The organism is Paenibacillus agricola (genome assembly GCF_011440305.1).
GTDB lineage: Bacteria > Bacillota > Bacilli > Paenibacillales > NBRC-103111 > Paenibacillus_S > Paenibacillus_S agricola.
The window spans coordinates 177,375-200,839 of the sequence record NZ_JAAOIW010000006.1; the positions used below are offsets into that span (position 1 = coordinate 177,375).

Genomic DNA, 23,465 nt, shown 5'->3' on the forward strand with positions numbered 1-23,465 from the left:
CTATGAAAGGGTGTATAAGATGAAAATCGCAGTGGCAGGTATTTTTCATGAAACGAATACATTTGCTCCCGGGTTAACGAACCTAGATGCTTTCCATTCCGAATGGGTGTATGGTAATGATGCCTTTCTTAATCGGTACTCCAAGACCCGAACCTCAATGGGCGGTGTAGTGGACGCCATGCATGAAGCGGGGGCGGAACTTTCATGCGGTTTATACACAGCAGCAACACCAAGCGGGATGGTGACAAGCGAAGCCGCGGCTGATTTGATTGCCGCAGCTGTCGAGTCGATTGACACATCGGCAGAGGGCGCGGTGGCCATCTTGCACGGAGCTATGGTAGCTCAGGGGATTCCGGACATGGAAGGGGAATTCCTGCGGCAAGCCCGGGTCAAATTGGGACCCTCCAAGCCGCTAGCCGTGTTGTTGGATCTCCATGCTAATATAAGCCAGGAGATGGTATTGCAAGCCGATATCATCATTGGATACGATACTTATCCACATATCGACGCCTATGAAAGAGCGGTTGAAGCCGTAATGCTGTTGGTTCGGACCATTCGTGGCGAAATCCGGCCGGTGCTTGCTTTGGCACAGCCGGGTATGCTGATCGTGCCTCAAGTGATGCTTACAGATGAAGAAGGGCCTATGAAGGAAATTATGAACCGTGCGTTTGCCATCGAACGCGAATCAAACGTGTTAAATGTTACAGTAGCAGGTGGATTTCCCTACAGTGATATACCCGATGCGGGTGTAGCCTTCGTTGTAATGACGAACAATGATCCGTCCTTAGCTGAGTGCTACGCTGAAGAGCTTAAGCAAATGGCCTGGGATTTCAGGGAACGATTGCAGTATGAGGGCTGCCCAGCGAAGGAAGCGGTTGCCAAAGCAATGGCAATGCCCGACGGTCCTGTAATTCTTGTAGAAGGATCAGATAATGTAGGTGCTGGAGCCCCTGCGGATGCAACGCATATTCTTATTCATCTGACCGATCCTCTGAAAAAAAGCTTAATCGTCATTCGGGATGAAGAAGCTGTTGCTATGGCGCAACGATTGGGTGTAGGTGAAGTTTTTGAAGGTGAGATCGGCGGCAAGAGTGATCATTTGCATGGCTCTCCGGTACGAGTAAAAGGAATAATAAGGACTTTGTTTGACGGCAAATATACGCATATCGGACCTTATATGACTGGAAATTGGGCCTATATGGGGAAAACTGCAGTGATCGAATCCGGTAGACTTACGGTGATTCTGACTGAAAATCGAACAGCTCCATGGGACATTGGACATGTAAGCTCCGTTGGCCTACGCCCGATAGATTTTCATATCATTGTTGTTAAGGCTGCGATTGCTTGGCGGACGGCATTTGGTCCGATTTGCCGTTCCATCATTTATGTAAACACTCCGGGCTGCTGCAGTTCTGATCTTACTCATTTTCATTATGAGCAGCTTAGGCGCCCTATTTATCCTTTGAACTAATCTAATTATTTATTTTATTCTAATCCAATCACAGACTAACCGATCGTTTGCTGCGATCTAATCATAAAACTTGATGAGGAGGCTGCACTTCATGTTAACGATTGAACATTCTAAGTCTAAATATGAGCAAGCAAAAAAACATCTTGCCGGAGGCGTAGCCAGCTCGCTTCGAGCTTCGATGAAACCAATGCCGTTATATGCTGAATCTGCCCAAGGAGCACGTCTCCGCGATGTTGACGGCAATGAATATATCGATTATTTATTAGGTTTTGGACCGTTGATACTAGGACATGCAAATGAGGAATTGACGAATTCGATTCTAGCTGCGATGCGTAAAGGCTACACGTATGGCCTGCAGCATGACGGGGAGATTGAGCTTGCCGACCTGTTAGTCGATATTCTACCTTGTGCCGACCGGGTTGCATTAAGCGGTTCCGGAACGGAAGCGGTGATGCTGGCACTGCGCCTTGCCCGGGCACATACGGGAAAACATAAAATTGTCCGTTTTACAGGGCATTACCATGGATGGTCGGATTCTATTTTTACCTCATTTCCAGGAGCAGGCCTAAGTGAATCCGTTACCAGCGAGGAAGCGTCCTCAGTCGTGCCACCTGGAACAATGGGGCAAAGTGTTAACAGCTTGAACGATATCATCCTTCTTCCGTGGAATGACCCCGATGTATTGGAATCTACTCTGCGATCCCATGCTTCGGAAATAGCTGCAGTCATCTCTGAGCCGGTGATGTGCAATTCGGGCTGCATCGTGCCAAAGCCAGGTTATTTGGAACTGATGCGCCAATTGACGGAAGAGCTGGGTATTGTGTTTATATTGGATGAAGTCATAACAGGGTTCCGACTCGCCCAGGGAGGCGCACACGAAAGATTCGGAATTAAGCCAGACCTTGTTACCATAGGTAAAGCCATGGGCGGAGGCATCGCCATCAGCGCTGTCGCAGGCAAGGCAGAACTCATGAAATATATTGACACCTCCGCTGTCAGCCATCTAGGAACATTGAACGGTAATGGGGTTGCTACAGCAGCAGCACTTGCAACCATTCGGGAGCTAGCCAAAAATAACGGATCTTCATATAGGCGTATGGAAGAATTGCTCGTATCGCTTTCTACAGGAATTCGTGTGCTTCTGCACAAACACAATATACCAGGAGTTGTCAATCAAATAGGTCCTGTATTTCATATGATGTTCATCAACGAGCATGAAGTGAACGATTTCGATACTTTCAATAAAAGAGACGCTGGAAAATATGCCAAATTCGCGGAATTGATGCTTAGCGAAGGTGTGTTGCTTCGCCCGAACGGATTATGGTATGTATCGACGGCTCACGAGCAAGCGGATATTGATGAAACTCTACTGGCTATCGATCGGGTTCTTGGGCAGCTTGATGAAGCCGTATATTGACACCGCTTATTGACAATACTCAGGAAACTGGGGAATATTCTGAATCGGCGAGGTAATTTCTTGAAAAAAGAGGAGAATTAAAGGAATTTATACATCTGGTGAAGAAGAAATTAGATAAGCCACCCTTTCTAAACCGGCACCCTCTATCTCACCTTCTCGTAGATCGCTATAAGGCCTTATTTAAAGACAAAGGATTTGCCGTATTTAGAGATTGGAGTGGATATATCCATGGAACACAAAAAACAAGAAAAAATTGATAACGAAAAGGATAAACAGGATCGTTACTCCATTCATTCTGTTGAGAAAGCGCTAGATGTCATTGAAGCACTCTCCATTCGCGATTCGCTAAGCCTAATAGAGCTTGTCGAGTTGGTGAAGCAGCCGAAGTCCTCCTTATACCGGATTATTCTAACATTGGAAAAAAGGGGATTCATCAACAGGAGTGACGAGGATGGAAAATACTGTCTCGGTTACAAACAGCTTGTCATTACGAAAAACCTGCTGGAGCGAAGCTCCTTGCGCGCAGCCGCACTAACGGAAATGAACAATCTGGTTCAAGCCTACGGGGATACTGTGAACCTTTGTGTGCTTTCGGAAGGTGAAATATTGTATATGGAGATTATAGAAGGAACCTACGCCCTGAGAATGACTGACAAGGTTGGCTCCAAGGCTCCGTTTCATGCAACCGCGACAGGCAAGATGATTGCGGCTCATCTCTCTGAGGAAGAAGTCATGCGCATGATAGCCAAACATGGACTACCTGCTTTTACGCCGTATACAATTCAGGATCCCTCACAATTATTAAGTGAATTGGCCCATATCAAGGAGTTGGGCTATGCTGTGGACCGGGAAGAAATCGTGCAAGGAGCACGCTGTATCGCCACTCCTGTATTCAATATGTTTGGACGGATTGAAGGGGCAGTCAGCCTTTCTGGTGCCCTACATCGTTTTCCGGATGAAAAGATACCGGGTATCGCGCACAACATAATGGCTGCTGCATGGAGTATTTCGCAAAAATTAGGGTATGTCCACAAAAGCGAGTTAGTCGAATAGTTGTGTTACCCTTATACGACAACAATGTATATACAACGATAAAAGGCTTCGCTGTCCAATCAGGACGGTGAAGCCTTTTGTTTCGTAAAACGATCTTTATCCACTTATCCCAGTAGTAGCCCCTCGACTAGCCAAGGGGCTATTTCTCGTTTTCAATTAGCTTTTAGTCTTCAAGCATGAGCCTCGCGTAAAGCTGGAAATTTTGTTATTCTTTACATGTAAGGAGGAAGATCATGGATAATATACGAATTTGGAAATTAATTATTGGGGTTGTAGCTGTGCCTGTGATCTTGATAGCTGGTTTTTATACTATGCTATTAAGTGCTTTCTCTGGGGGAGGTAAATTTTATACACCGCTTGTGATTGTCACTACGATTGCCTTAATCATTTTTATTGTGATGCGGCTGGGCAATTTCGTGAAGCCTAAGATCGTCTATCTCGTGTTCGGCTCGTTACTAAGCATCGGCTTATTGGTTGTAGGCGGATACGAAGCCAATAAAGCGTACGATAGAAGCTTCGCTACCTTAAATGATCAAGGCGTCGATTTAAAGACTTACGAGCCTTTTGCCGAGGCTACAAAGGCGGTCAAGCTAGCGGAGCCATCGACCTTACTTATAAAGGAGAATCCACCCAAGCTGGACGGGGCAACGGCGTTATATCCACTCTATGCAGCATTCGCGCAGGCTGTATATCCCCCCAACAGGGAGTATGACCTGTTCAATAGCCCAGTCATTTCCACTAATACAGCGAATGCTTATGAACGCCTGCTGCGTGGCGAGTCTGATATCATATTTGCTGCCCAGCCCTCGGAGCGGCAATTAAGCGAAGCGAAGAGGCTGGGAATGGAGCTGAAGCTCACACCGATAGGACGGGAGGCGTTTGTTTTTTTCGTGCAGGTGGGTAATCCAGTGACAGGCCTCTCTACGAAGCAAATACAAGGAATTTATTCCGGCGCCATTACGAATTGGCGAGAGCTTGGCGGAGGCAGCTCAGCAATCCGCGCTTTTCAACGTCCTGAGAACAGCGGCAGCCAGACGATGCTGCAACGGTTTATGATGGGCAATCCCTTGATGAAGCCGCCTACTCAGGATGTGGCGAGTGGAATGGGGGGGATGATTGCGAAAACAGCCGACTATCGCAACTATCCGAATGCTATCGGTTATTCCTTCCTATATTTTGCCACGGAAATGGTCAATAACGGTGAAATCCGTTTGCTGCAGGTTGATGGTATTGCGCCTGATCGCAACTCGGTGAAGAATGGGGCGTATCCGCTGGCGGCGGAGTTTTACGCTGTGACTACCGATTCCAGCCATCCCCAAGTACAGCCGTTTATCCAATGGATTTTATCCGAACAGGGTCAGTGGATTGTGGAGCAAACCGGTTATAGCGCTTTGGCGAAAGGCAGTTAACAGGCTATGATTCTAAGAAACCGCAGCGCAATGCGGTTTTTTTGTGTTTTTATAAAGTCTTTCCGCAAGCAGGACACAATAGGTTTGCCAGAGACACAGTAGGTTAAGTGAAGACATATTGCGCTTCTTCGGATGGAGAAGATAATTGAAGACAATAGACAGTACAATGGGGATGGATTATGATCCGAAGCATACCGAGCAAGTCATACCAAGCAAGTCCACCTAGGCAGAAGGGAGATTCAATATTGAACGCAAAAGAAACTTCTATAAAGCAAAGCAGCCCACCCGTGATCGTGTCCAGGCTGACTCGTACAATCAGGCAACTCGCGATGAATCGTTGGATGTACGCCATGATGGTTCCAGGAATTTTGTACTTTGTTATCTTTAAATATGTCCCGATGTGGGGCGTTGTCATTTCGTTTCAGGATTATCAGCCTTTTCTCGGGATCAGCGGTAGCCAGTGGGTGGGCATGAAGCATTTTGAAAGGCTCTTCTCGTCACCGGATTTTTGGCTACTGTTTAAAAATACGTTAATGCTTTTTATTTGGGATTTAACCTTTGCTTTTTCTATCCCGATTGTATTGGCGCTCATGTTGAACGAATTAAGGAGCCAGTTTTTCAAAAGAGCCGTACAAACGATGATATATATCCCGCATTTTATGTCATGGGTCATTGTCGTTTCATTGACGTACATTATGCTCACAACCGAAGGCGGCATCGTGAATGACCTGCTTGTGAAATGGGGTGGGGAGCCGGTCAATTTCATGCTGAGCCAAGGTTGGTTTCGCCCTTTGTACACGGTCCAAACGATTTGGAAAGAAGCAGGCTGGGGCACAATTATTTATTTGGCAGCGCTCTCAGGCGTCGATCAGCAGCTGTATGAAGCGGCGCGGATGGACGGGGCAAGTCGCTGGAAGCAAATGTGGCATGTCACGATTCCCGGAATTCGCAGCACGATTGTCGTTCTGCTCATCCTCAAGGTTGGCGACATGCTGGACCTCAGCTTCGACCATGTATTCCTGATGGTCAACTCGATGAACCGCGAGGTAGCCGACGTGTTCGACACATTCGTCTATTTGACTGGTATATCCCAAGGGCAATTCAGCTACTCAACCGCAATCGGATTGTTCAAGTCGGCGGTCGGACTGGTCATGGTCGTTGCCGCAAACAAACTTGCCAAAATGCTGGGCGAAGAGGGGATTTATTAGCAATCGGAGGATTATTCCGGCCACGTAGCCGCACTCCTACCATTTTTCTAAGGAGGTTAACTGACTATGCGCAAGCATACCCTAACTAGCCGTATATTTGATGGCTTTATCATTACTTTCATCACCTTGTATGCCGCAGTATGCATTCTGCCATTCATCCATATTGTTGCGGGCTCCTTCACCACAAGCGCAGAGCTGCTGCGTAAGGGCTTCGTGCTTATTCCTACCGAGTTTTCACTGGAGTCGTACCGGTATATTTTTTCAACAAATAGATTGATCAGGAGTATGGGCGTGACTGTATACGTGACAGTCATCGGTACTATCCTAAATGTAGTTTTTACGGCACTTCTTGCCTACCCCTTGGCGCGGAAGGATGTGGCGGGACGCAGCTTCGTGCTGAAGATGGTAGTATTCACGATGCTTTTCAGTGGGGGAATGATTCCTTCCTTCTTGCTAGTCAAGCAGCTGGGACTTCTCAATACACTCTGGTCGCTTATGCTGCCTGGACTGATTGGGGCATTCATCCTAATTATTTTGAAAACGTTTTTTCAGCAGCTGCCGGACAGCATAGAGGAATCGGCAAAAATAGACGGAGCCAATGACTTGCAAATCCTGTATAAAATTGTTCTTCCGCTTTCCATGCCTGCAGTTGCAACCATTTCGCTTTTTTATGCGGTGGCTCATTGGAACTCGTTTATGCAAGCTGTGCTTTACCTTAATAATTCCGAGCTCTGGCCGATTCAGGTATTGCTTCGCCAAATTATTCTAATGTCTAGCGGCAACTTCGGCGATTCCAGTGTGATGGACGATGGAGCGATGCCTCCAGCGCAAACGGTCAAGATGGCGGTAATCGTAGTTGCTACCGTTCCGATCCTGCTGGTGTATCCATTCCTGCAAAAGCATTTCACCAAAGGCGCTATGCTCGGCTCGGTTAAAGGATGATTTCATCTTTTATATATGATTACAAATTTATAGGAGGTCAATATGAAAACACTTACCAATCCCCGTTCTCTCAGTACCTTGACTTGCTTCACGTTGCTAACAGGTACTTTGCTTGCCGCTTGCTCTAGTAGTGCTACACAGCCAGGCGCCCAGCCTGCTGCTGGGGCAGATGCCGGCAGTAAAGCAGCTGAGCCGCTCAAAATTACGATGATGACAGCGCTCAATAAGCCGGAGCCGCCTAAAGCGGATAACCCGATGATCAAAAAGGTAGAAGAATTGACGAATACGAAGCTGACAATCAACTGGGTGCCTGCGAGTACGTATGCGGACAAATTGACCGCATCCATCGCTTCTTCGGATTTGCCAAATCTGCTGGTCGTCCTGTCTGCGAGTTTACGCAACCCGGTTATTTCTAATGCAGTGAGCTCAGGAGTTTTTTGGGATTTGACACCTTATTTGAACGATTATCCGAATTTGAAAACAATGAATCCGATTGTGGCCAATAACATCAAGTTTAACGGCAACATATACGGGATTTCCCGTGACCGTGATCTGTCCCGCAATGCGATCATCATTCGCAAGGACTGGTTGGACACCCTGGGGCTCAAGGAGCCGAAGACATTGGATGAGCTATATAATGTGGCCAAGGCATTTACGGAAAGTGATCCTGATAAGAACGGCAAAAAAGATACGTACGGCTTCACAGATTGGAAATCTATCACTACCTTCAGTAATGTGCTGGTCTGGATGGGCGGGCCCAACGGCTGGTCCGAGGAAAACGGCAAGTTGTCTGCCGACTATGTTGCGCCCGAATATTTGGAAGCGATGAAATATATGCGCCGCCTGTATCAGGAGCAGCTGGTCAATAAAGATTTCCTGCTCGTCGATAAGGTCCAGATGCAGGATAACTTTGCTAAGGGCAAGGCAGGCTTGTATATCGGGGCTGCTGATGATATCGAAAAAATGCAGGATAATTTGATACAGCTAAGTCCCAATGCGAAGGTATCCTTCACCAATCGGATCAATGGACCCAAGGGAGTGCGATCGGTGGGCGGCTCCGGGCATGAAGGCATCGTGATGGTTCCGAAGACTAGCGTAAAAACGGAAGCCGATTTGAAAAACATGCTCAAGTTCCTGGATTGGACCGCCGGTAAGGAAGGGGTAAATATATTGAAATGGGGCGTTGAGGGCGTTCAATATAAGCTGGAAAATGGAAAAGCGCAAGTTATCGACAGCAATAAATATATCGATGAATGGGAATCATACGGAGCTTCTTTAATGACACTTCGCACCTATGGTATTCCGATCATGACAACCGACCCAACTACGGAAAGAACAGAGTTTATGCGTGCTGATAGCTCTGCGATTGCCGTCAGTAATCCTTCACAAGCGCTTGAATCGAAAACAAATGCCGAGGTTGGGGGCTCGATCAAGCAAAAAATCGAGGATGTGCGTAACCAATTCATTCTTGGGGCTGCTGATGAAACTGCATGGAAAGCAGCGGTTGAGAGCTGGCGAAAAGATGGCGGCGATAAAATTACCGAGGAATATAACGCACAATATAGCGCAGCTAAGAAATAATAATAGCTTGCTCTAGTGCCACCCTATCCAACAATGGCGTTTATTGGTGGGGTGGAAGCGTTTTGCTTTTCCAGAAGTAGTGGTAAACTGGTGCTGACATTACTTTTTGGAGAAAGGATACTCATGCGAACATCTTTTTCGGGGTATTTTCTGAAGGTGACCAGCTTCGTCTTGTTACTCAGCACGATTCCAGTGCTATTGCTTGGAATGGCCGCTTACTGGAAGTCGTCCAGCATGATTCAGGAGCAGGTTGTGCAGAGCAATATGCAGGTGCTACTACAAACGCAAATGAGGATTGAAAAGGAATTAAAGCTGGTCGATGAGATGGCCAATAATCTGATCATCTCTAGTGTAGTCAACACTACGCTTAGGCAGCAGATTAACGAGCAGGATTTCATGGTTGTGCACCAAATTCAGCAAAGCCTGAATCTGTTCAATTCCTATGAGCTGGGCATCCGCGATGCTTCTCTGTACAGCTTGGAGAACGATTGGCTGATCAGCGCAAGCTCTGTATATATCGAGGGAAATGCAAGACCGGGGGAAGAGCAGCTTGCCGATTATTTGCAAATGCCCCTCAGTTCCTTCTGGTTCGTTGATAAGAAGGGCAGCCAGACTGACAAATATTCGAATGGCGTCATCAAGCTTGTGAAAAAGCTGCCGCTAAACGCCCCTAAGCCTCTGGGCATTATGGTGATATCGGTATCTGTACCTGATTTGCAAACGCTGCTTGCCGATAATAGGCTTGCGGGAACGACGCTTATTTGGGATGACCGCTACCAGCCAGTCGCGTTTAATGGCGGAAACTCCGCAGAAGAGGAAGAAATTAAGCAAACGCTTCCACTCGTACTAAGCACTTACAAGGAAACGGATGGCTCCTTTATACATTCTACGTCCAAAGGAAGCTTTGCCGTTATTTACCGCAAGGCATCCTATAACAATTGGATTTACGTGTCAGTAGTGCCGATTCGGGATATTACGAAGAAATCCAGGGATATTGGCTGGTATACCTTTTACGCATGTGGCGCCCTGATTCTATTAACTGTTGGTCTGTCCCTTCTGGGCTCCAACCGGATTTACCGCCCTGTCCGTAAGCTTTACGATACAGTACTTGGCCAGGCCGGTCCCAATGAACGGTATACCCGACGTGACGAGCTGGAGGTCATTGGCGAGCAATACCATTCTATATGGCATTTGCGCAACGAGCTGTCAGCTAAGCTGGAGCGGCAGCGCCCGCAGCTTAAGGAATTTTATTTGCTCAAGCTATTCTCAGGCGATGCGGGCGAGGCTGCGGAGAAATTATCGGAGCTTGGCCTCGATTTGCAGGCGTCGAGCTACCATGCGCTTGTGCTGCAGATTGATTCGCTGTCCGATACGCGCTTTGAGGAGCGGGATCGTGATTTGCTGCTGTTTGCAATCAATAATATGGTCGGAGAATTGATTGATACGCCATACAGGCTGGATCCTGTAGTTATTAACCAATCGCAGGTGACAATTATCGGAAGCATGAATGAATCAGCGAGCCAATGGAAGCAAGACGTATCTCATTGGGCGAAGCTGGTGCAGACGAAGGTGCGCGAGTTTTGGGGGCTTTCCGTCAGCCTGGGGATCAGCTCGCCGTTCTTCCAATTGCGGCATTCAGGCAAAGCTTACGCTGAATCGCTCGAGGCCTTGAAATATCGGCTGCGGCTAGGTAATGAAGCGATTCTATTTTATGCCGATGTTGCACCTTCAGAATCACAGACCGCAGTGTTTCCTCGCCAGCTTCTGGAGGAACTGGTTGATGCGATCAAGCTGGCAGACCGCAAAACGGCATTTGACAAGTTAAATACGTTCATTACCCATATCGTCAACGATGAGGTCAACCACCAGGTATACCGCATTTCCTTCATTAGGCTGCTTGCGGAGCTGCTTAATGTCGCACAGGAGACCGTTGGCGGCTTGCAGCACCTAGCGGGAGATCGGCTGCTGCTCTTCGAGCAATTATTCCAATTACAATCTGTGCAGGAGATCGAGGTCTGGTTTCAAGACAGCTTGATCGAGCCGCTGATTCAAATTCTTGAAGAGAAGCGAAAGGTTCGCTTTCAAAAAATATCGGATGAGGTTAAGCAGCTGATCGAGCTGCATTTCAATTCCGAGCTTACGCTGGAGATGTGTGCAGACCGGCTTAGCTATCATCCCGTTTATGTGAGCCGAATATTCCGTAAGGAAACCGGAATGAATTTCTCCGAATATTTATCCGGTCACAGGCACATGGTGGCCAAGCAGCTGCTTTCAGATACGCAGCTGTCTGTAGCGGAGATTGCGGGAAAGGTCGGTTTTCACAATGGTCCCAACTTTTCTCGCCATTTTAAAAAAGTTGAAGGGGTCACGCCAGGGCATTACCGTGAGCTGGCACAATCGTCAGAGCCGCCTGCCTTAGATGATACCCCTCTTCCCCATAGTCAAAGGAGCGAAACAGATGCTGGGAAAAAAATTTAACCCGGAATATCGGGAATATCAAGATAAGGTTTCAGGCCGCACCATTATGCAGCTAACCGACTTTTTTACACATAGCAACCATTTTTATTTTACGAACCATACCTTTTACCAAGGGGATATTATTTTCAAATCGCAGCGAGGCAACTCAAGCAACCTGTTCCGGCTTTATATGAACACGATGGAGATCGAGCAATTGACGGATTTGCCGAAAACGCCGCTGGACGACCGTTTTTATGACCGAATGCAGCATTCGTGTGTGCATGAGGGCAATGAGGAAGTGTACATGTTTTACTTAGGCAAAGTATTCGCTCTGCATATCCCTACTTTGAAGCTGCGGGTGCTGTATGAAACGCCTGACGGCTTCAAGCTCAGCTCAGGCTCGCCCAGCGCTGACGGGAAGTATGTGTTCGCCTCGATCAATGAGAACAAGGTGCACCGCGAGTTTGAGGACGGCTTCTATGAGACATGGGCGGCGTTCCCGGAGACACGGATTGTGCGTATCCATATTGAGACTGGGCAATCGGAAGTGGCTTATGCGGAAAACTACTGGATCAAGCATGTAAACATGTCACCGACGGTGCCGAACCTAATGACTTACTGCCATGAAGGTCCTTGGCATAAAATTGACCACCGTGTCTGGCTATTCGATACCAATACCGGAGAGTCCACCAAGGTGGTGCCCGATCAAAGCCCGAATAAAACCGTCGGGCACGAATATTGGCTTGCTGATGGGCTGCGGCTTGGCTATCATGGCAAAAAGACGGAGGCTGACGGCCAGTCGCATGGTTACTTCGGTTTTATCCACCCTGACAACACGGAACGGCTGGAGCTGGATTTCCCGTTCCACAGCCAGCATTTTCACAGCAATGATATGGACATCATCGTTGGGGATGGGCAAAAAATAACCAATCCGCATATTTTGCTGTGGCAGCGCGAGGGGAATGGCTATAGTGAGCCGCGTGTACTCGCCCACCATGGCGGAATCTCGATCCTTCAGGCCTCGCATGTCCACCCGCGTTTCACGCAGGATGACAAGCACGTGCTGTATACATCGGATCGCGGCGGGTATGCCAATCTGTATTTGGCAGAGGTTGGAGACATGGATAATTTGCCAAAGCTTGCTGATGTACAGGCGAAGTGAACTGCCGAAGCGGGCTGGTGTGCGAAATGGCGCGACGTGCAGGTGAAGCATTAACAATGAGGGAGTGATTATATGCAAGGCACTATTTATAGCTCGGAACACCGGGAATACCGGGATAAAATCTCGGGTCGTCGCATCCTGCAGCTGACCGATTATTTTGCCCATAGCAATCATCTTTATTTTACGAATCAAACGTTTTATAAAGGCGATGTTATATTCAAAGCACAGCGGGGCAACGCGAGCAATTTATTCCGCTTCCACATGGATACGATGAACATCGAGCAATTGACGGATTTGCCGCAGCCCGCGTATAATGACCGTTATTTTGACAGGCTGCTGCTTTCCTATGTGCATGAAGGCAATGAGGAAGTGTATATGTTTTATCTGGGCCAGGTGCTGGCGTTAAACCTGAAGACGCTGCAGCAGCGGGTATTGTTTGATACGCCTGCCGGTTTTTATCTTAGCTCTGGCTCTCCGAGCTCTGACGGCCGGTATGTGGTCGTATCGATTACTGAAAACAAGGTGCACCGCGAATTCGAGGGCGGCTTCTATGAGACATGGGCGGCGTTTCCAGAAACGAGGCTAATCCGTATTGACCTCGAAACCGGCAAGGCGGAAACTTTATATTCAGAAAATTACTGGATCAAGCATGTGAACATGTCGCCGACAGTGCCGAACCTGCTTACCTTCTGCCACGAAGGGCCATGGCATCATGTCGATCACCGTGTATGGATGCTGGATACCAACACTGGACAGGCGACTAAGCTCGTTTTGGACCAGAGCCCGCTGAAAACCGTCGGCCACGAATATTGGTTTGTTGATGGCATCCACCTCGGTTATCACGGCAAAAAGACAGAGCCGAACGGAGACGTTCATGGCTATTACGGCTCCATCAAGTACGACAACTCGGAGCAGCTGGAGCTGGATTTCCCGTTCCACAGCCAGCATTTCCACAGCAATGACCTTAACCTGATCGTCGGGGACGGTGAGCGGATGGTCAACCCGCATGTGCTGCTCTGGAAACGCACCGAAGCGGGCTTTGACCAGCCCCGTGTGCTTGCCTACCATGGCGGCATGGGCATTAATGCCGCTACCCATGTGCATCCGCGCTTTACAGCGGACGCAAGCCAAGTGCTGTTCACATCAGATCGGGGCGGCTACGCCAATTTGTATCTGGTCGAGGTCGGCAATGTTGACGAGCTTCCACGGCTTGAAGATGTACAGGCTGCAAGCCAGCCACGATAGTTTTCATCCACCGGCAGCTGCTTGTTAAAGCATAATAAATGGATCGCCTCATGGCCGCTAATCCTCAGGATGGCGGTCTTTGCTATGCAGCCCTAACCCTCCAGATGCTAAGCTCGCCCAAGCTCCTCCTTGGCTATTCATGATTGCGATGGAATCGGTTATAATTGGATATAAAGGTTATAACTGAATATAGCTCGCTAATCGAAGTCAATGAGGTGCTTGTCAGCCGTGGAAATTTTCCGAGACCTATATTCCTTGGTCACTGTCTTGAATGTGTTTTTTGCTATTGCCGTTATTTTTGTGGAGCGCCGTAATATTGGAGTCACTTGGGCCTGGCTGATGATCTTGTTCTTTTTGCCGGGTGTCGGGGCGTTCCTCTATATCTTTCTCGGGCAAAATCTGAGCAAACGTAAAATTTACCGAATCAGGGTCCAGCAGCAAAAGGTAGTGACAGCTCTAGCCGGTGTACAAAAAGAGGATTTTAAAAATGAGCTAATTGTCTTTAAGGACCCGGCTATGCATAAATACCAGGATATGATTTATATGAATCTGAACAATGCACAATCTTTTTTTACGCAGGATAATGAGGTGGAAATCTTTACGGATGGCAGCCATAAATTCGACTCGTTGCTTCAGGCGATTAAAGAAGCGCAGCACCATGTCCATCTGATGTATTATATTATTCGCAATGATGTGTTAGGCAGGAGGCTGGTGGAAGCGTTAACCGAAAAAGCCAAAGAAGGCGTAAGCGTAAGGTTTCTTTGTGATGCGATAGGCAGCACGGGGCTTCCGCGGCATTTTTTCCGAAGCTTGGTTGAGGCTGGTGGCGAAGCCGCATTTTTCTTCCCATCAAGGCTTCCCTATGTAAATTTCCGGCTAAATTACCGAAATCATAGAAAGCTTGCGATCATCGACGGAAAGTGTGGATACATAGGCGGATTTAATATCGGTGATGAATATTTGGGCTTGGACCAACGGTTTGGGTTTTGGCGGGATACGCATCTGAAAATTTACGGCGGTGCCGTTTTTCAGATTCAAGCGCAATTTATTTTGGATTGGAACCTCGCTTCTCCGTACGATTTGGAGATGCAGGACGCCTTCTTCCCCAGCGAAGTGCATATCGGCAAGATGGGGGTGCAAATTGTATCAAGCGGTCCCAACGATGACCGTGAACAGATCAAAATGGCTTATATGAAATTAATTAATGAAGCGAAGAGTAGCCTTTATATGCAAACGCCCTATTTTGTACCGGATGAAAGCTTTTTGAATGCCGTCAAAATGGCGGCCTTATCAGGTGTCGATGTAAGAATGATGATACCAAGCATCCCCGACCATAAAATCGTGTATTGGGCTACCTATTCCTATTTGGGCGACTTGCTTGAGGCGGGTGTGAAAATTTATTTGTACCATAAAGGATTTTTGCATGCCAAAACGATTGTTGTGGATGGACAAGCCTGCTCGGTCGGGACGACCAATATCGACATTCGAAGCTTTAAGCTGAATTTCGAGGTTAATGCTTTTATATACGACCAGATGACTGCGTCTAATCTTGCGTTGATTTTTGAAAAGGACATGCAAGACAGCTCGGAGCTGACGATGGACATGTACACTAATCGCTCGAGGACTAAAAAGTTCAAGGAGTCGTTAGCGCGATTGCTGTCGCCTATCTTGTAGTGCTGGAAATTTGCAAGGGCCAAACCTATCATCTGCCTGAATATAAGCGGTTCCTGTGGAGCCGGGCAAGGAGCTGTCGCATGAAAACATATTGGTTAACGCTCCTCGCTGGCGTTATATGCGTTACCCTGCTGCCACTGTATGGGGTTTTCCACAGTGTGAACAGCTTAAGAGATAACCCTAACGCGGTGGCAGGCTGGATCGATTTAAGAGATAGGCCGCTCGAAGGCAACGCTCCCATCCGTCTAAGCGGAGAATGGGAATTTTACCGCAACCAGCTGCTGACTCCGCAGGATTTTGCTGCAGCTACAGGACCTGTAATAGCAGCCACTGGAGGCTCTGTGCCGGATCGGGCGGAAATTGTGCAAATTCCCGGCCAATGGAACGGATACTTAAACGATATAGACAGCGCGCAAGCCCATGGTACGGGCACCTACAGGCTGCGGCTCCAGCTGCCCGACCTTGAGCAGGCGGTGTATGGCATCCGCACCGTGAATATCCGCATGGCTCATAAGCTGTTTCTGAACGGACGCGAGCTGGGCGCAAGCGGTATCCCCGGACTTACGGCTGGAGAGACGGTGCCGAACAATGTACCTTACGTCCGGTTTGCGGCTGTGTCGGGGGATACCGTTGAAATCGTAGTCCAGGTGGCCAATTTCAGCTATTCCTCGGGAGGCATGATCTTTCCGATTTTATTCGGGGACCAGGAGTCGATTCTCGCCAATCGAACCTCTAACGTATTTGGGTACTTGACAACCTCCGCCGGTTTTTTGATCCTTTCGCTCTATTTTTTACTGCTCATTCCGCTGCGGCGGCGTGAGGTTTCCTTGCTGTATCTGGGTGCGTTTTGTTTAGCATGCTTGGTCTTTGTGCTTACCCATGGAGAAAAGATGATCTTGTCTGCGCTGCCCTTTATTTCTTACGAGCTTGTTTTGAAAGTTCAGCTTTTTTCCTCAACGCTAGTTTACTACTTTCTGATCCGTTATGTATTCTGCTTATTTCCGAAATTTCACCATCGTGTGCTGCTGCTATGGCTGAAGGGCATCGTCCTTCTTTTCTGTATGGCCGCAGTTTTTCTGCCCGCAAGCGTGTTCTCCCGATTAGAGGACGTCTGTTTTCTATTTGCCTTTATCAGTATGCTTTGGGTTATGTATGTGCTGGTCAAAGAAACACAGCTGCGGTCGGACAATTCGCTTGCGCTTATCGTAAGTATCCAAAGCATAATGATTATGCTTCTGATTAATTTGCTTCACGCCTTTGGCTTACTGGAGGATCAGGTGCTTGTGCCTTATGAAATGCTCATTTTTATGTTAGCCCAGACCCTTGTTTTGTCCAAAAGGTTTTCAGCCTTGTTCATGGAAGTGGAGCTGCTTTCGCGCAAGCTGGTCAGGCTGGATGAAATGAAAGATGAATTCATGGCCAACACGTCCCATGAGCTGCGGACACCGCTGCATGGCATGATCAATATGGCGCAATCCTTGGTCGAAGGTGCTGCGGGAGGTCTGAATGAGAAACAGGCAAGGCATTTGTCCATGATCGTCTCTACAGGCAACCGCTTGACGTTCCTGATCAACGATATTCTTGATTTTAATAAGCTGAAAAACGGGCAAATTGAGCTGCAGCGGCGACAGGTTGACCTGCCGGCGGTTGTGCACTCCGTACTGGAAGTCATTGTGCACCTCGCCAATGAGCAGGACCTTCGCATCAGGCAGCAATGGCCTGAGCGTTTGCCGTTGCTTGATGCTGATGAAGACCGACTGAGGCAAATTTTGTATAATATACTTGGTAATGCCGTTAAATTTACCGAACAAGGAACGATTACCCTTTCCGCCGAAACGAGTGGCGACGAGGTCACCATATCCATCGAGGACACTGGGATCGGTATTGCCGAAGCACGGCTGCCGAACTTGTTCCAAGCCTATGAAGGACAGTCCGCAGGCTTCGACAGATCCTACACGGGTACAGGGCTTGGGCTCAGCATTACAAAGCAGCTAGTTGAGCTTAGCGGGGGCCGGGTTGGCGTGGAATCGGTGCTTGGCCGTGGCTCGCGGTTTTTCTTTACCTTGCCGGCCGTGCCCCACACCTCCGTGATGGCGGGTGAAGCAGAGCGACAGATTGCCGCTGCGGCTGCAACACAACCAGTAGGAGTGCTTGCTGAAGCAGGCGACGGTCAACCTATGAACAAGGGTGTTGTGCTGGTCGTCGACGACGATCCCGTCAACCTGCAGGTATTGATCAATCTGCTGACATTGGAGCATTATGAAGTGGTCGCGGTAAAAAGCGGGACAAGCGCGCTAGACAGGCTTAACAGCATGCCGCAGATTGACCTGGTCATCACCGATTGGATGATGCCTGAGATGTCGGGGCTGGAGCTTTGCCAGTTGATCCGAAGCCGATATATGCTCTCGGAGCTGCCTGTGCTTATGCTGACAGCGCGCAGCCGGCCGGAGGAAATTGTAGCCGGCTTCCGGGCAGGAGTTAATGACTTTTTGACCAAGCCGGTTGACGCTGGTGAGCTGAGGGCACGCGTCCGTACGCTTATTGAGCTACAGAGCTCGATTCGTACGCTGGTCCATACGGAAATGGCGTTTTTGCAGGCGCAGATCAAGCCGCATTTTTTATATAATGCGTTAAATACAATTATCGCAGTCTGTTATTACGACGCCGATAAGACTATACAGCTCCTGCTTGAGCTGAGCCACTTCTTGCGTAGCTCGTTTGAAGTAGGCAATCTCGACCGACTTGTGACGCTACAGAAGGAGCTGGAGCTGGTTCACTCCTATCTTTCATTGGAAAAGGCGAGATTCGACGAGCGGCTCCAGGTGGAATATGACATTACTGAGAATGGCTTTCTGATGGTTCCTCCCTTATCGATACAGCCGATTGTCGAGAATGCGGTCCGCCACGGCGTGATGCAACGGGAGGATGGGGGCACCATCCTAATTCGAGTTACGGAGCAGCAGGGTGTCGTACAGGTTACTGTATCCGACGATGGTGTCGGTATGCCTGAATCGAAGCTAAAGTCGATTTTAACGGAGCGAAGCTCAGACGGTGTCGGGCTGATGAATATTCATAAGCGGCTGCTGATGCAGTATGGCAAAGGGCTGCAGATCAACAGTGAATGGCAGCAAGGCACGACGGTCAGCTTTGAAGTGCCCATGCTTCAACCCGCTCGTGAGGCTGTAGTGAGAAAGGAGAGTGCACTGGATGAAGGCGATTTTGATTGATGATGAGAAGCCGGCGCTGCAGCATCTGGAGCGATTGCTGCAGCGTGAGCCAGATATCCAGATCACTGGTAAATTTAATACAGCCCGTGACGCATTGCAATACTTGGCTCACGAGAAGGTTGACGTGGTGTTTCTGGATATTGGCATGCCGGAAATTAACGGCTTGGTCGCGGCTGAATATATCCAGCAAATCGATAGCCATATCCGAATTGTTTACATTACGGCGTATGCCGAATATGCAGTAGACGCTTTTGAGCTGCACGCGCTTGATTATTTACTAAAGCCGGTCCATCCTATACGTTTTACCAAAACACTGGAACGTATTCGCCAAAGCCTTGCTTCTCCAGCAATAAGTGCTACCAGAGTCGTAAGCAAGCCTTTCCCGTCCATCCTCATGTTTATGAGGCTCTCGTTTTCGGATAGCTTGGACCCCGAGCGTAGAATCAAATGGCGTACGCTAAAAAGCAAGGAGCTATTCGCTTTTTTGTTACACCAGCAAGGAGAATGGGTCGCCAAGGATCTGCTTCTAGAAATGCTATGGCCGCATTTTACGTATGATAAAGCTATGGTTCATATGCATACATCGGTATACCAAATCCGCAAATTGATTAAGGAGTACAGTTTGCCCGCAGTCCTGGAGTTTTCCATGGAAAGCTACCGATTGACTGGTAAGGGTGCCGCTACGGATGCCGATCAATTTGAGCAAGCACTAGTTAGCTTTAGCGAGGCACGGGAGGTGGACGAAGGCAGCCGGCAGCGTGCCGACCTTGCCTTAAAGCTATACAAAGGTCATTATCTGGAAGAAAATGATTACCAGTGGGCTAAGCCTAAGCGTGATCATTTGCTTAGGCTGTATATCGATGCAAGCCTGCGCACCGCTGAATATGAGCTTAACACCGGACGTGAGCGGCAGGCGGTAGATCGGCTGAAGGAGGCTCTTGAAAAGGATCCGTATTCGGAGGAGCTAGTCCGTCTGCTCATGGTAGGGTTTACTAAACTTGGTGATTATAAAACGCTGCATAGCCACTACGCTGCGTTCGTCCAACTGCTTGCAACAGAGCTGGAAGTAGTTCCCCAGCAGGAAACTCAACAATGCTATGAGCAATTGACTAACCGATGATATAAAAGCCGGCTTCTTACCGTCTGTGTGTTTACGACGGAGAAAGCCGGCTTTTGCTTAGATTTAGATCGATCAGCCCTTATGCAAGCGCTGAGCTGAAGAAGGGTTAGGCCTTAGCCTCTGCGAGGCCGTGTTCTTCCTCTTTCTGAAGCGATGGCGAATGCGACTGTAAGCGTGAAACGGACCGGAAGCGGGAGAGCCCCAGCGAGACTATCGCTGTAATGGCAGCGATGGCAACGCCAACTGCGCCGATCCAGCTGATGGCTTGCATGGATGCTTGCTCCACGACGAGCCCGCCGATTCCCGCACCAAAGGCCATCGCAAGCTGTAGCACCGAGCTGTTCAAGCTAAGCATAATGCCCGAGGCTTCGGGGGCTAGAGAGATTAAATGGTACTGCTGTGTTGGACCGGAGGACCATGCTGAAAACGACCAAAGCATAAGCAACGGGAAAACAATAATCGGGGATGCCGCTGTTAGCGACAACAGGATTAGGACAGCGGCGTGCGCGGCCATGCCTCCGATTAGCGTGCGGGGAACGCCCCATCTATCTGTGCTGTAGCCACCGAACTTGGAGCCTACCAAGCTGGCAATACCAAAAGCGAACAGCCCTGCACTAACCCATTGCTCATTCATCCCTGTAACAGTAAGCAGAAAGGGAGAAATGTAGGTGTAAACTATGGAATAGCCGGCGATCCAGAAGAAGGTTACCATTAAGGCTACAGCGATTCTGGGCTCCTTGATCAGCATAATCTGCTTACGCAGGGGCACGGGCGCTTCACCATTTGATTGCGGGATGGTCCAATAAATAAGTAACAAAGCGAATAATCCAAGCCCGCCAATACCGCCAAAAATAATTTTCCAATCATAGGAAGCAGCTATGACCCGCCCAAGTGGAACGCCGATAATTAGCGCTGTACTAAAGCCCATAACGAGTGTCGCGATGGCGCTGCCCTGTTTATCAGGTGGAGCCAGCTTAGAGGCTACGGTCAATGCGGTTACGACAAATACCCCAGTGCTAAGAGCGAGGATAACCCGAGACCCGATTAAAAATTCATAGCCGGGCAACGCGAAGGTAATCGCGTTGCCGACGACGAATATGCCTAGCGAGTAAAGCAACAGCTTTCTCCGCTCCATGCGCGCGGTAAGAGCCATGAGGAAGGGGGTGCCAAAAGCATAAGCAAGTGCAAAAACAGTAACAAGCTGGCCAGCGGCGGCTACAGAAACCCCGATATCCGCAGAAACCTTATCCAAAATGCCTGCAATAATAAACTCCGACGTTCCAACCAGAAAGCTGACAGCGGCCAGCATATAAATTTTCCACGTACTTGACATTGTTCTAAATCCTTCTTTCTTAATAATATTTTTATATTTCTAAAAATATAGAAATAAAAAGCAAAAAAATTACTGGAGCAAATAGGGTGCGTACTTTTGCGCCAGTTCTCGGTTCACGCTGTAGTAGATGAACGTTCCATCCTTGCGAAGCTCCAGTAGGCCGCTATCTGTCAATTGCTTGAGATGATGCGATAGCGTCGATCCGGCAACGGACTCCAGCATACTACCGATGTCCGAGCAGCACAAGTTTCTTTCCTCAACGAGCAGCAGGGCAATTTTAAGCCGAGTGGGCTCCCCGAGTGCTTTGTATACTTTGACAGCTTGCTTTACATCTGCGTGTTTTTCAGTCATGGTTCTCCCACCCTCACAAGTGTGATTGTTGGTTACTTCGTCATTGAATAATTCGTTATTTCTACATCTATAGAAATAAAATATCACATAAGATTAGGTAAGTAAAGAGGAAATTCTTAGCAAAAGGGCCATTCACACTATAAGTTCAAGTGTTGAATGGCTTCTTTGCGTTATTGTAATCCTAATTGTGCTTTACCAAGCCGCTACAATGCCATCAGCACGGGAGTCCGTTCCCCCGCACAAAACGCCGGTTAACGGATCGCGCCAGATGATCTGTCCACGCCCGAATGAGGAGGCTTCCAAGGCAATCTGCACGTCATGCCCGATTCGTGCCAAGGCTTGTGCAGCCGCTAAAGGGAAACCGTGCTCAACCAAGACGGTTTTATCCCGAGTCCATTGCCATCGGGGTGCGTCAAGCGCCGCCTGCGGATGCAAGCCAAAATCCAGCGTGTTCATGATAGTCTGCAAATGCCCTTGCGGCTGCATGATGCCGCCCATCACACCAAAGGGACCGATGGCTTGCCCGCCGCGGGTCAAGAAGCCGGGAATGATCGTGTGGTAGGTGCGTTTGCCGGGCTCCAGCCGATTGGCGTGCTCCGGGTCAAGGGAGAAGTCCATTCCCCTGTTTTGCAAAGCAATGCCTGTTCCAGGCACGACGAGCCCAGAGCCAAATTGCATATAATTGCTTTGTATAAAGGAAACCATATTGCCTTCGCCATCGGCTGTGGCCAAGTATACAGTGCCTCCCGCAGCAGGCTTACCTGCCTCAGGCTGTCGTGCGCGTTCTCCGATCAGGCTTCTGCGAAGCTCGGCATATTCGGGGGAGAGCAGGCTTTGCACATCGACCTTCATCTTGGCTCGATCGGTAATATAGTGGTGGCCATCTGCAAATGCGAGCTTCATCGCCTCAATCTGTTTGTGGTAGGTATCGGCAGCGTTAATCTGCAAGCCCTCATAGCCGTTCATAATACTGAGGGCTTGCAGCGCGACTAACCCTTGGCCATTGGGTGGTATTTCCCATATATCATAACCGCGATAGGATGTGCTGATGGGCTGGACCCATTCTGGACGAAATGCCGATAGGTCCGAAGCGGTTAAATAGCCTCCAGCTTCAGCAATGAATTGGGCAATACGCTCAGCCAGCTCGCCCGAATAGAAGGAAGAGCCTTCGCTTGCGCCAATGAGCGCAAGCGTACGGGCGTGGTCGGTAGAACGCCAAATTTCTCCGGCTGCTGGCGGCCTTCCTCCAGGAGCAAAGGTATCAAACCATGGCTTGAAGGCGTCGCCCTTCAGCACCTTTTCATACAGCGCGAAGGATTTGCCCCAGTTATGGGCAACCACCGGGGAGACGGGAAAGCCTTCCTCGGCATACCGAATTGCAGGCTTCAAGGTATCGGCGAGCGACAGCCTTCCGAACTTGCTGGACAGCTCGGCCCATGCAGCCGGAGCGCCAGGTATCGTTACGGGCAAAGCCCCGTAAGAAGGCATGGCCTCATGCCCGGCAGCCCGCACGGCGTCGATCGAGATCGACTTTGGTGCGGGTCCGCTTGCGTTCAACCCGTGCAGCTTGCCCTTGGTCCACACGAGGGCGAACGCATCGCCCCCGATCCCGTTCGAGCAGGGCTCGACGACGGTTAAGGCTGCTGCGGCTGCGATCGCGGCATCAATGGCGTTACCGCCCTGCTTTAGGATGTCCAGCCCGGCCTGTGCGGCCAAGGGCTGGGAAGTCGCGACCATGCCTTTGTGGGCATAGGCGGGCGTGCGATAGGATGGATACGGATGGTACAGCGGATCATAGTTCAATGCCAGCGCCTC

General features: G+C 49.1%; 16 protein-coding genes. 13 read left to right on the forward strand and 3 right to left on the reverse strand.

What is annotated here, in order from left to right; genetic code table 11:
- The first annotated feature begins 19 nt into the window (after positions 1-19).
- The 13 genes from G9U52_RS18160 (at position 20) to G9U52_RS18220 (ending at position 19,966) form a co-directional block, all read left to right on the forward strand.
- Positions 20-1,471 carry a M81 family metallopeptidase gene (locus tag G9U52_RS18160; protein ID WP_166152052.1) on the forward strand — a complete coding sequence of 484 codons (1,452 nt, stop codon included), beginning with the start codon at positions 20-22 and terminating at the stop codon, positions 1,469-1,471.
- Positions 1,472-1,562: 91 nt separating this feature from the next.
- Positions 1,563-2,888 carry an aspartate aminotransferase family protein gene (locus tag G9U52_RS18165; RefSeq protein ID WP_166152053.1) on the forward strand — a complete coding sequence of 442 codons (1,326 nt, stop codon included), beginning with the start codon at positions 1,563-1,565 and terminating at the stop codon, positions 2,886-2,888.
- Positions 2,889-3,116: 228 nt separating this feature from the next.
- Positions 3,117-3,941, forward strand: coding sequence for an IclR family transcriptional regulator (locus G9U52_RS18170; protein ID WP_166152054.1), 825 nt, complete (start codon positions 3,117-3,119; stop codon positions 3,939-3,941).
- A gap of 233 nt (positions 3,942-4,174) precedes the next feature.
- Positions 4,175-5,350: a PstS family phosphate ABC transporter substrate-binding protein gene (locus G9U52_RS18175; RefSeq protein ID WP_166152055.1), complete on the forward strand. Its 1,176-nt coding sequence runs from the start codon at positions 4,175-4,177 to the stop codon at positions 5,348-5,350.
- A 329-nt stretch (positions 5,351-5,679) separates the two neighbouring features.
- Positions 5,680-6,558 carry an ABC transporter permease gene (locus tag G9U52_RS18180; RefSeq protein WP_166152250.1) on the forward strand — a complete coding sequence of 293 codons (879 nt, stop codon included), beginning with the start codon at positions 5,680-5,682 and terminating at the stop codon, positions 6,556-6,558.
- A gap of 66 nt (positions 6,559-6,624) precedes the next feature.
- Complete coding sequence (locus G9U52_RS18185) at positions 6,625-7,500, forward strand: carbohydrate ABC transporter permease (protein ID WP_166152056.1); 876 nt, start codon at positions 6,625-6,627, stop codon at positions 7,498-7,500.
- A gap of 42 nt (positions 7,501-7,542) precedes the next feature.
- Positions 7,543-9,081, forward strand: a complete 1,539-nt coding sequence (locus tag G9U52_RS18190; RefSeq protein WP_166152057.1) for an extracellular solute-binding protein — start codon at positions 7,543-7,545, stop codon at positions 9,079-9,081.
- 123 nt (positions 9,082-9,204) lie between these two features.
- The gene (locus tag G9U52_RS18195; RefSeq protein ID WP_166152058.1) at positions 9,205-11,559 is read left to right on the forward strand and encodes a helix-turn-helix domain-containing protein; all 2,355 of its coding nucleotides are present in this window, start codon (positions 9,205-9,207) and stop codon (positions 11,557-11,559) included.
- Positions 11,540-12,700 (forward strand): oligogalacturonate lyase family protein, encoded by a 1,161-nt coding sequence (locus G9U52_RS18200; RefSeq protein ID WP_166152059.1) that lies wholly within the window; start codon positions 11,540-11,542, stop codon positions 12,698-12,700. The genes G9U52_RS18195 and G9U52_RS18200 overlap by 20 nt, the downstream gene beginning before the upstream one ends.
- 72 nt (positions 12,701-12,772) lie before the next feature.
- Entirely contained in the window at positions 12,773-13,945 is a 1,173-nt protein-coding gene (locus G9U52_RS18205) for an oligogalacturonate lyase family protein (RefSeq protein WP_166152060.1), read from the forward strand.
- A gap of 228 nt (positions 13,946-14,173) precedes the next feature.
- Positions 14,174-15,619 carry a cardiolipin synthase gene (gene cls / locus G9U52_RS18210; RefSeq protein ID WP_166152061.1) on the forward strand — a complete coding sequence of 482 codons (1,446 nt, stop codon included), beginning with the start codon at positions 14,174-14,176 and terminating at the stop codon, positions 15,617-15,619.
- Positions 15,620-15,699: 80 nt separating this feature from the next.
- Positions 15,700-18,846 (forward strand): hybrid sensor histidine kinase/response regulator, encoded by a 3,147-nt coding sequence (locus G9U52_RS18215; RefSeq protein ID WP_166152062.1) that lies wholly within the window; start codon positions 15,700-15,702, stop codon positions 18,844-18,846.
- Positions 18,827-19,966 (forward strand): response regulator, encoded by a 1,140-nt coding sequence (locus tag G9U52_RS18220; protein WP_166152063.1) that lies wholly within the window; start codon positions 18,827-18,829, stop codon positions 19,964-19,966. Before G9U52_RS18215 ends, G9U52_RS18220 begins: the two co-directional genes overlap by 20 nt.
- A 106-nt stretch (positions 19,967-20,072) precedes the next feature.
- On the opposite strand, the gene G9U52_RS18225 is transcribed toward G9U52_RS18220, so the two are convergent.
- The 3 genes from G9U52_RS18225 to G9U52_RS18235 form a co-directional block, all read right to left on the reverse strand.
- Entirely contained in the window at positions 20,073-21,299 is a 1,227-nt protein-coding gene (locus G9U52_RS18225) for an MFS transporter (RefSeq protein ID WP_166152064.1), read from the reverse strand.
- A gap of 69 nt (positions 21,300-21,368) precedes the next feature.
- Complete coding sequence (locus tag G9U52_RS18230; RefSeq protein WP_166152065.1) at positions 21,369-21,650, reverse strand: ArsR/SmtB family transcription factor; 282 nt, start codon at positions 21,648-21,650, stop codon at positions 21,369-21,371.
- A gap of 192 nt (positions 21,651-21,842) precedes the next feature.
- Positions 21,843-23,453 (reverse strand): gamma-glutamyltransferase family protein, encoded by a 1,611-nt coding sequence (locus G9U52_RS18235; protein ID WP_166152066.1) that lies wholly within the window; start codon positions 23,451-23,453, stop codon positions 21,843-21,845.
- Between the last annotated feature and the right edge of the window lie 12 nt (positions 23,454-23,465).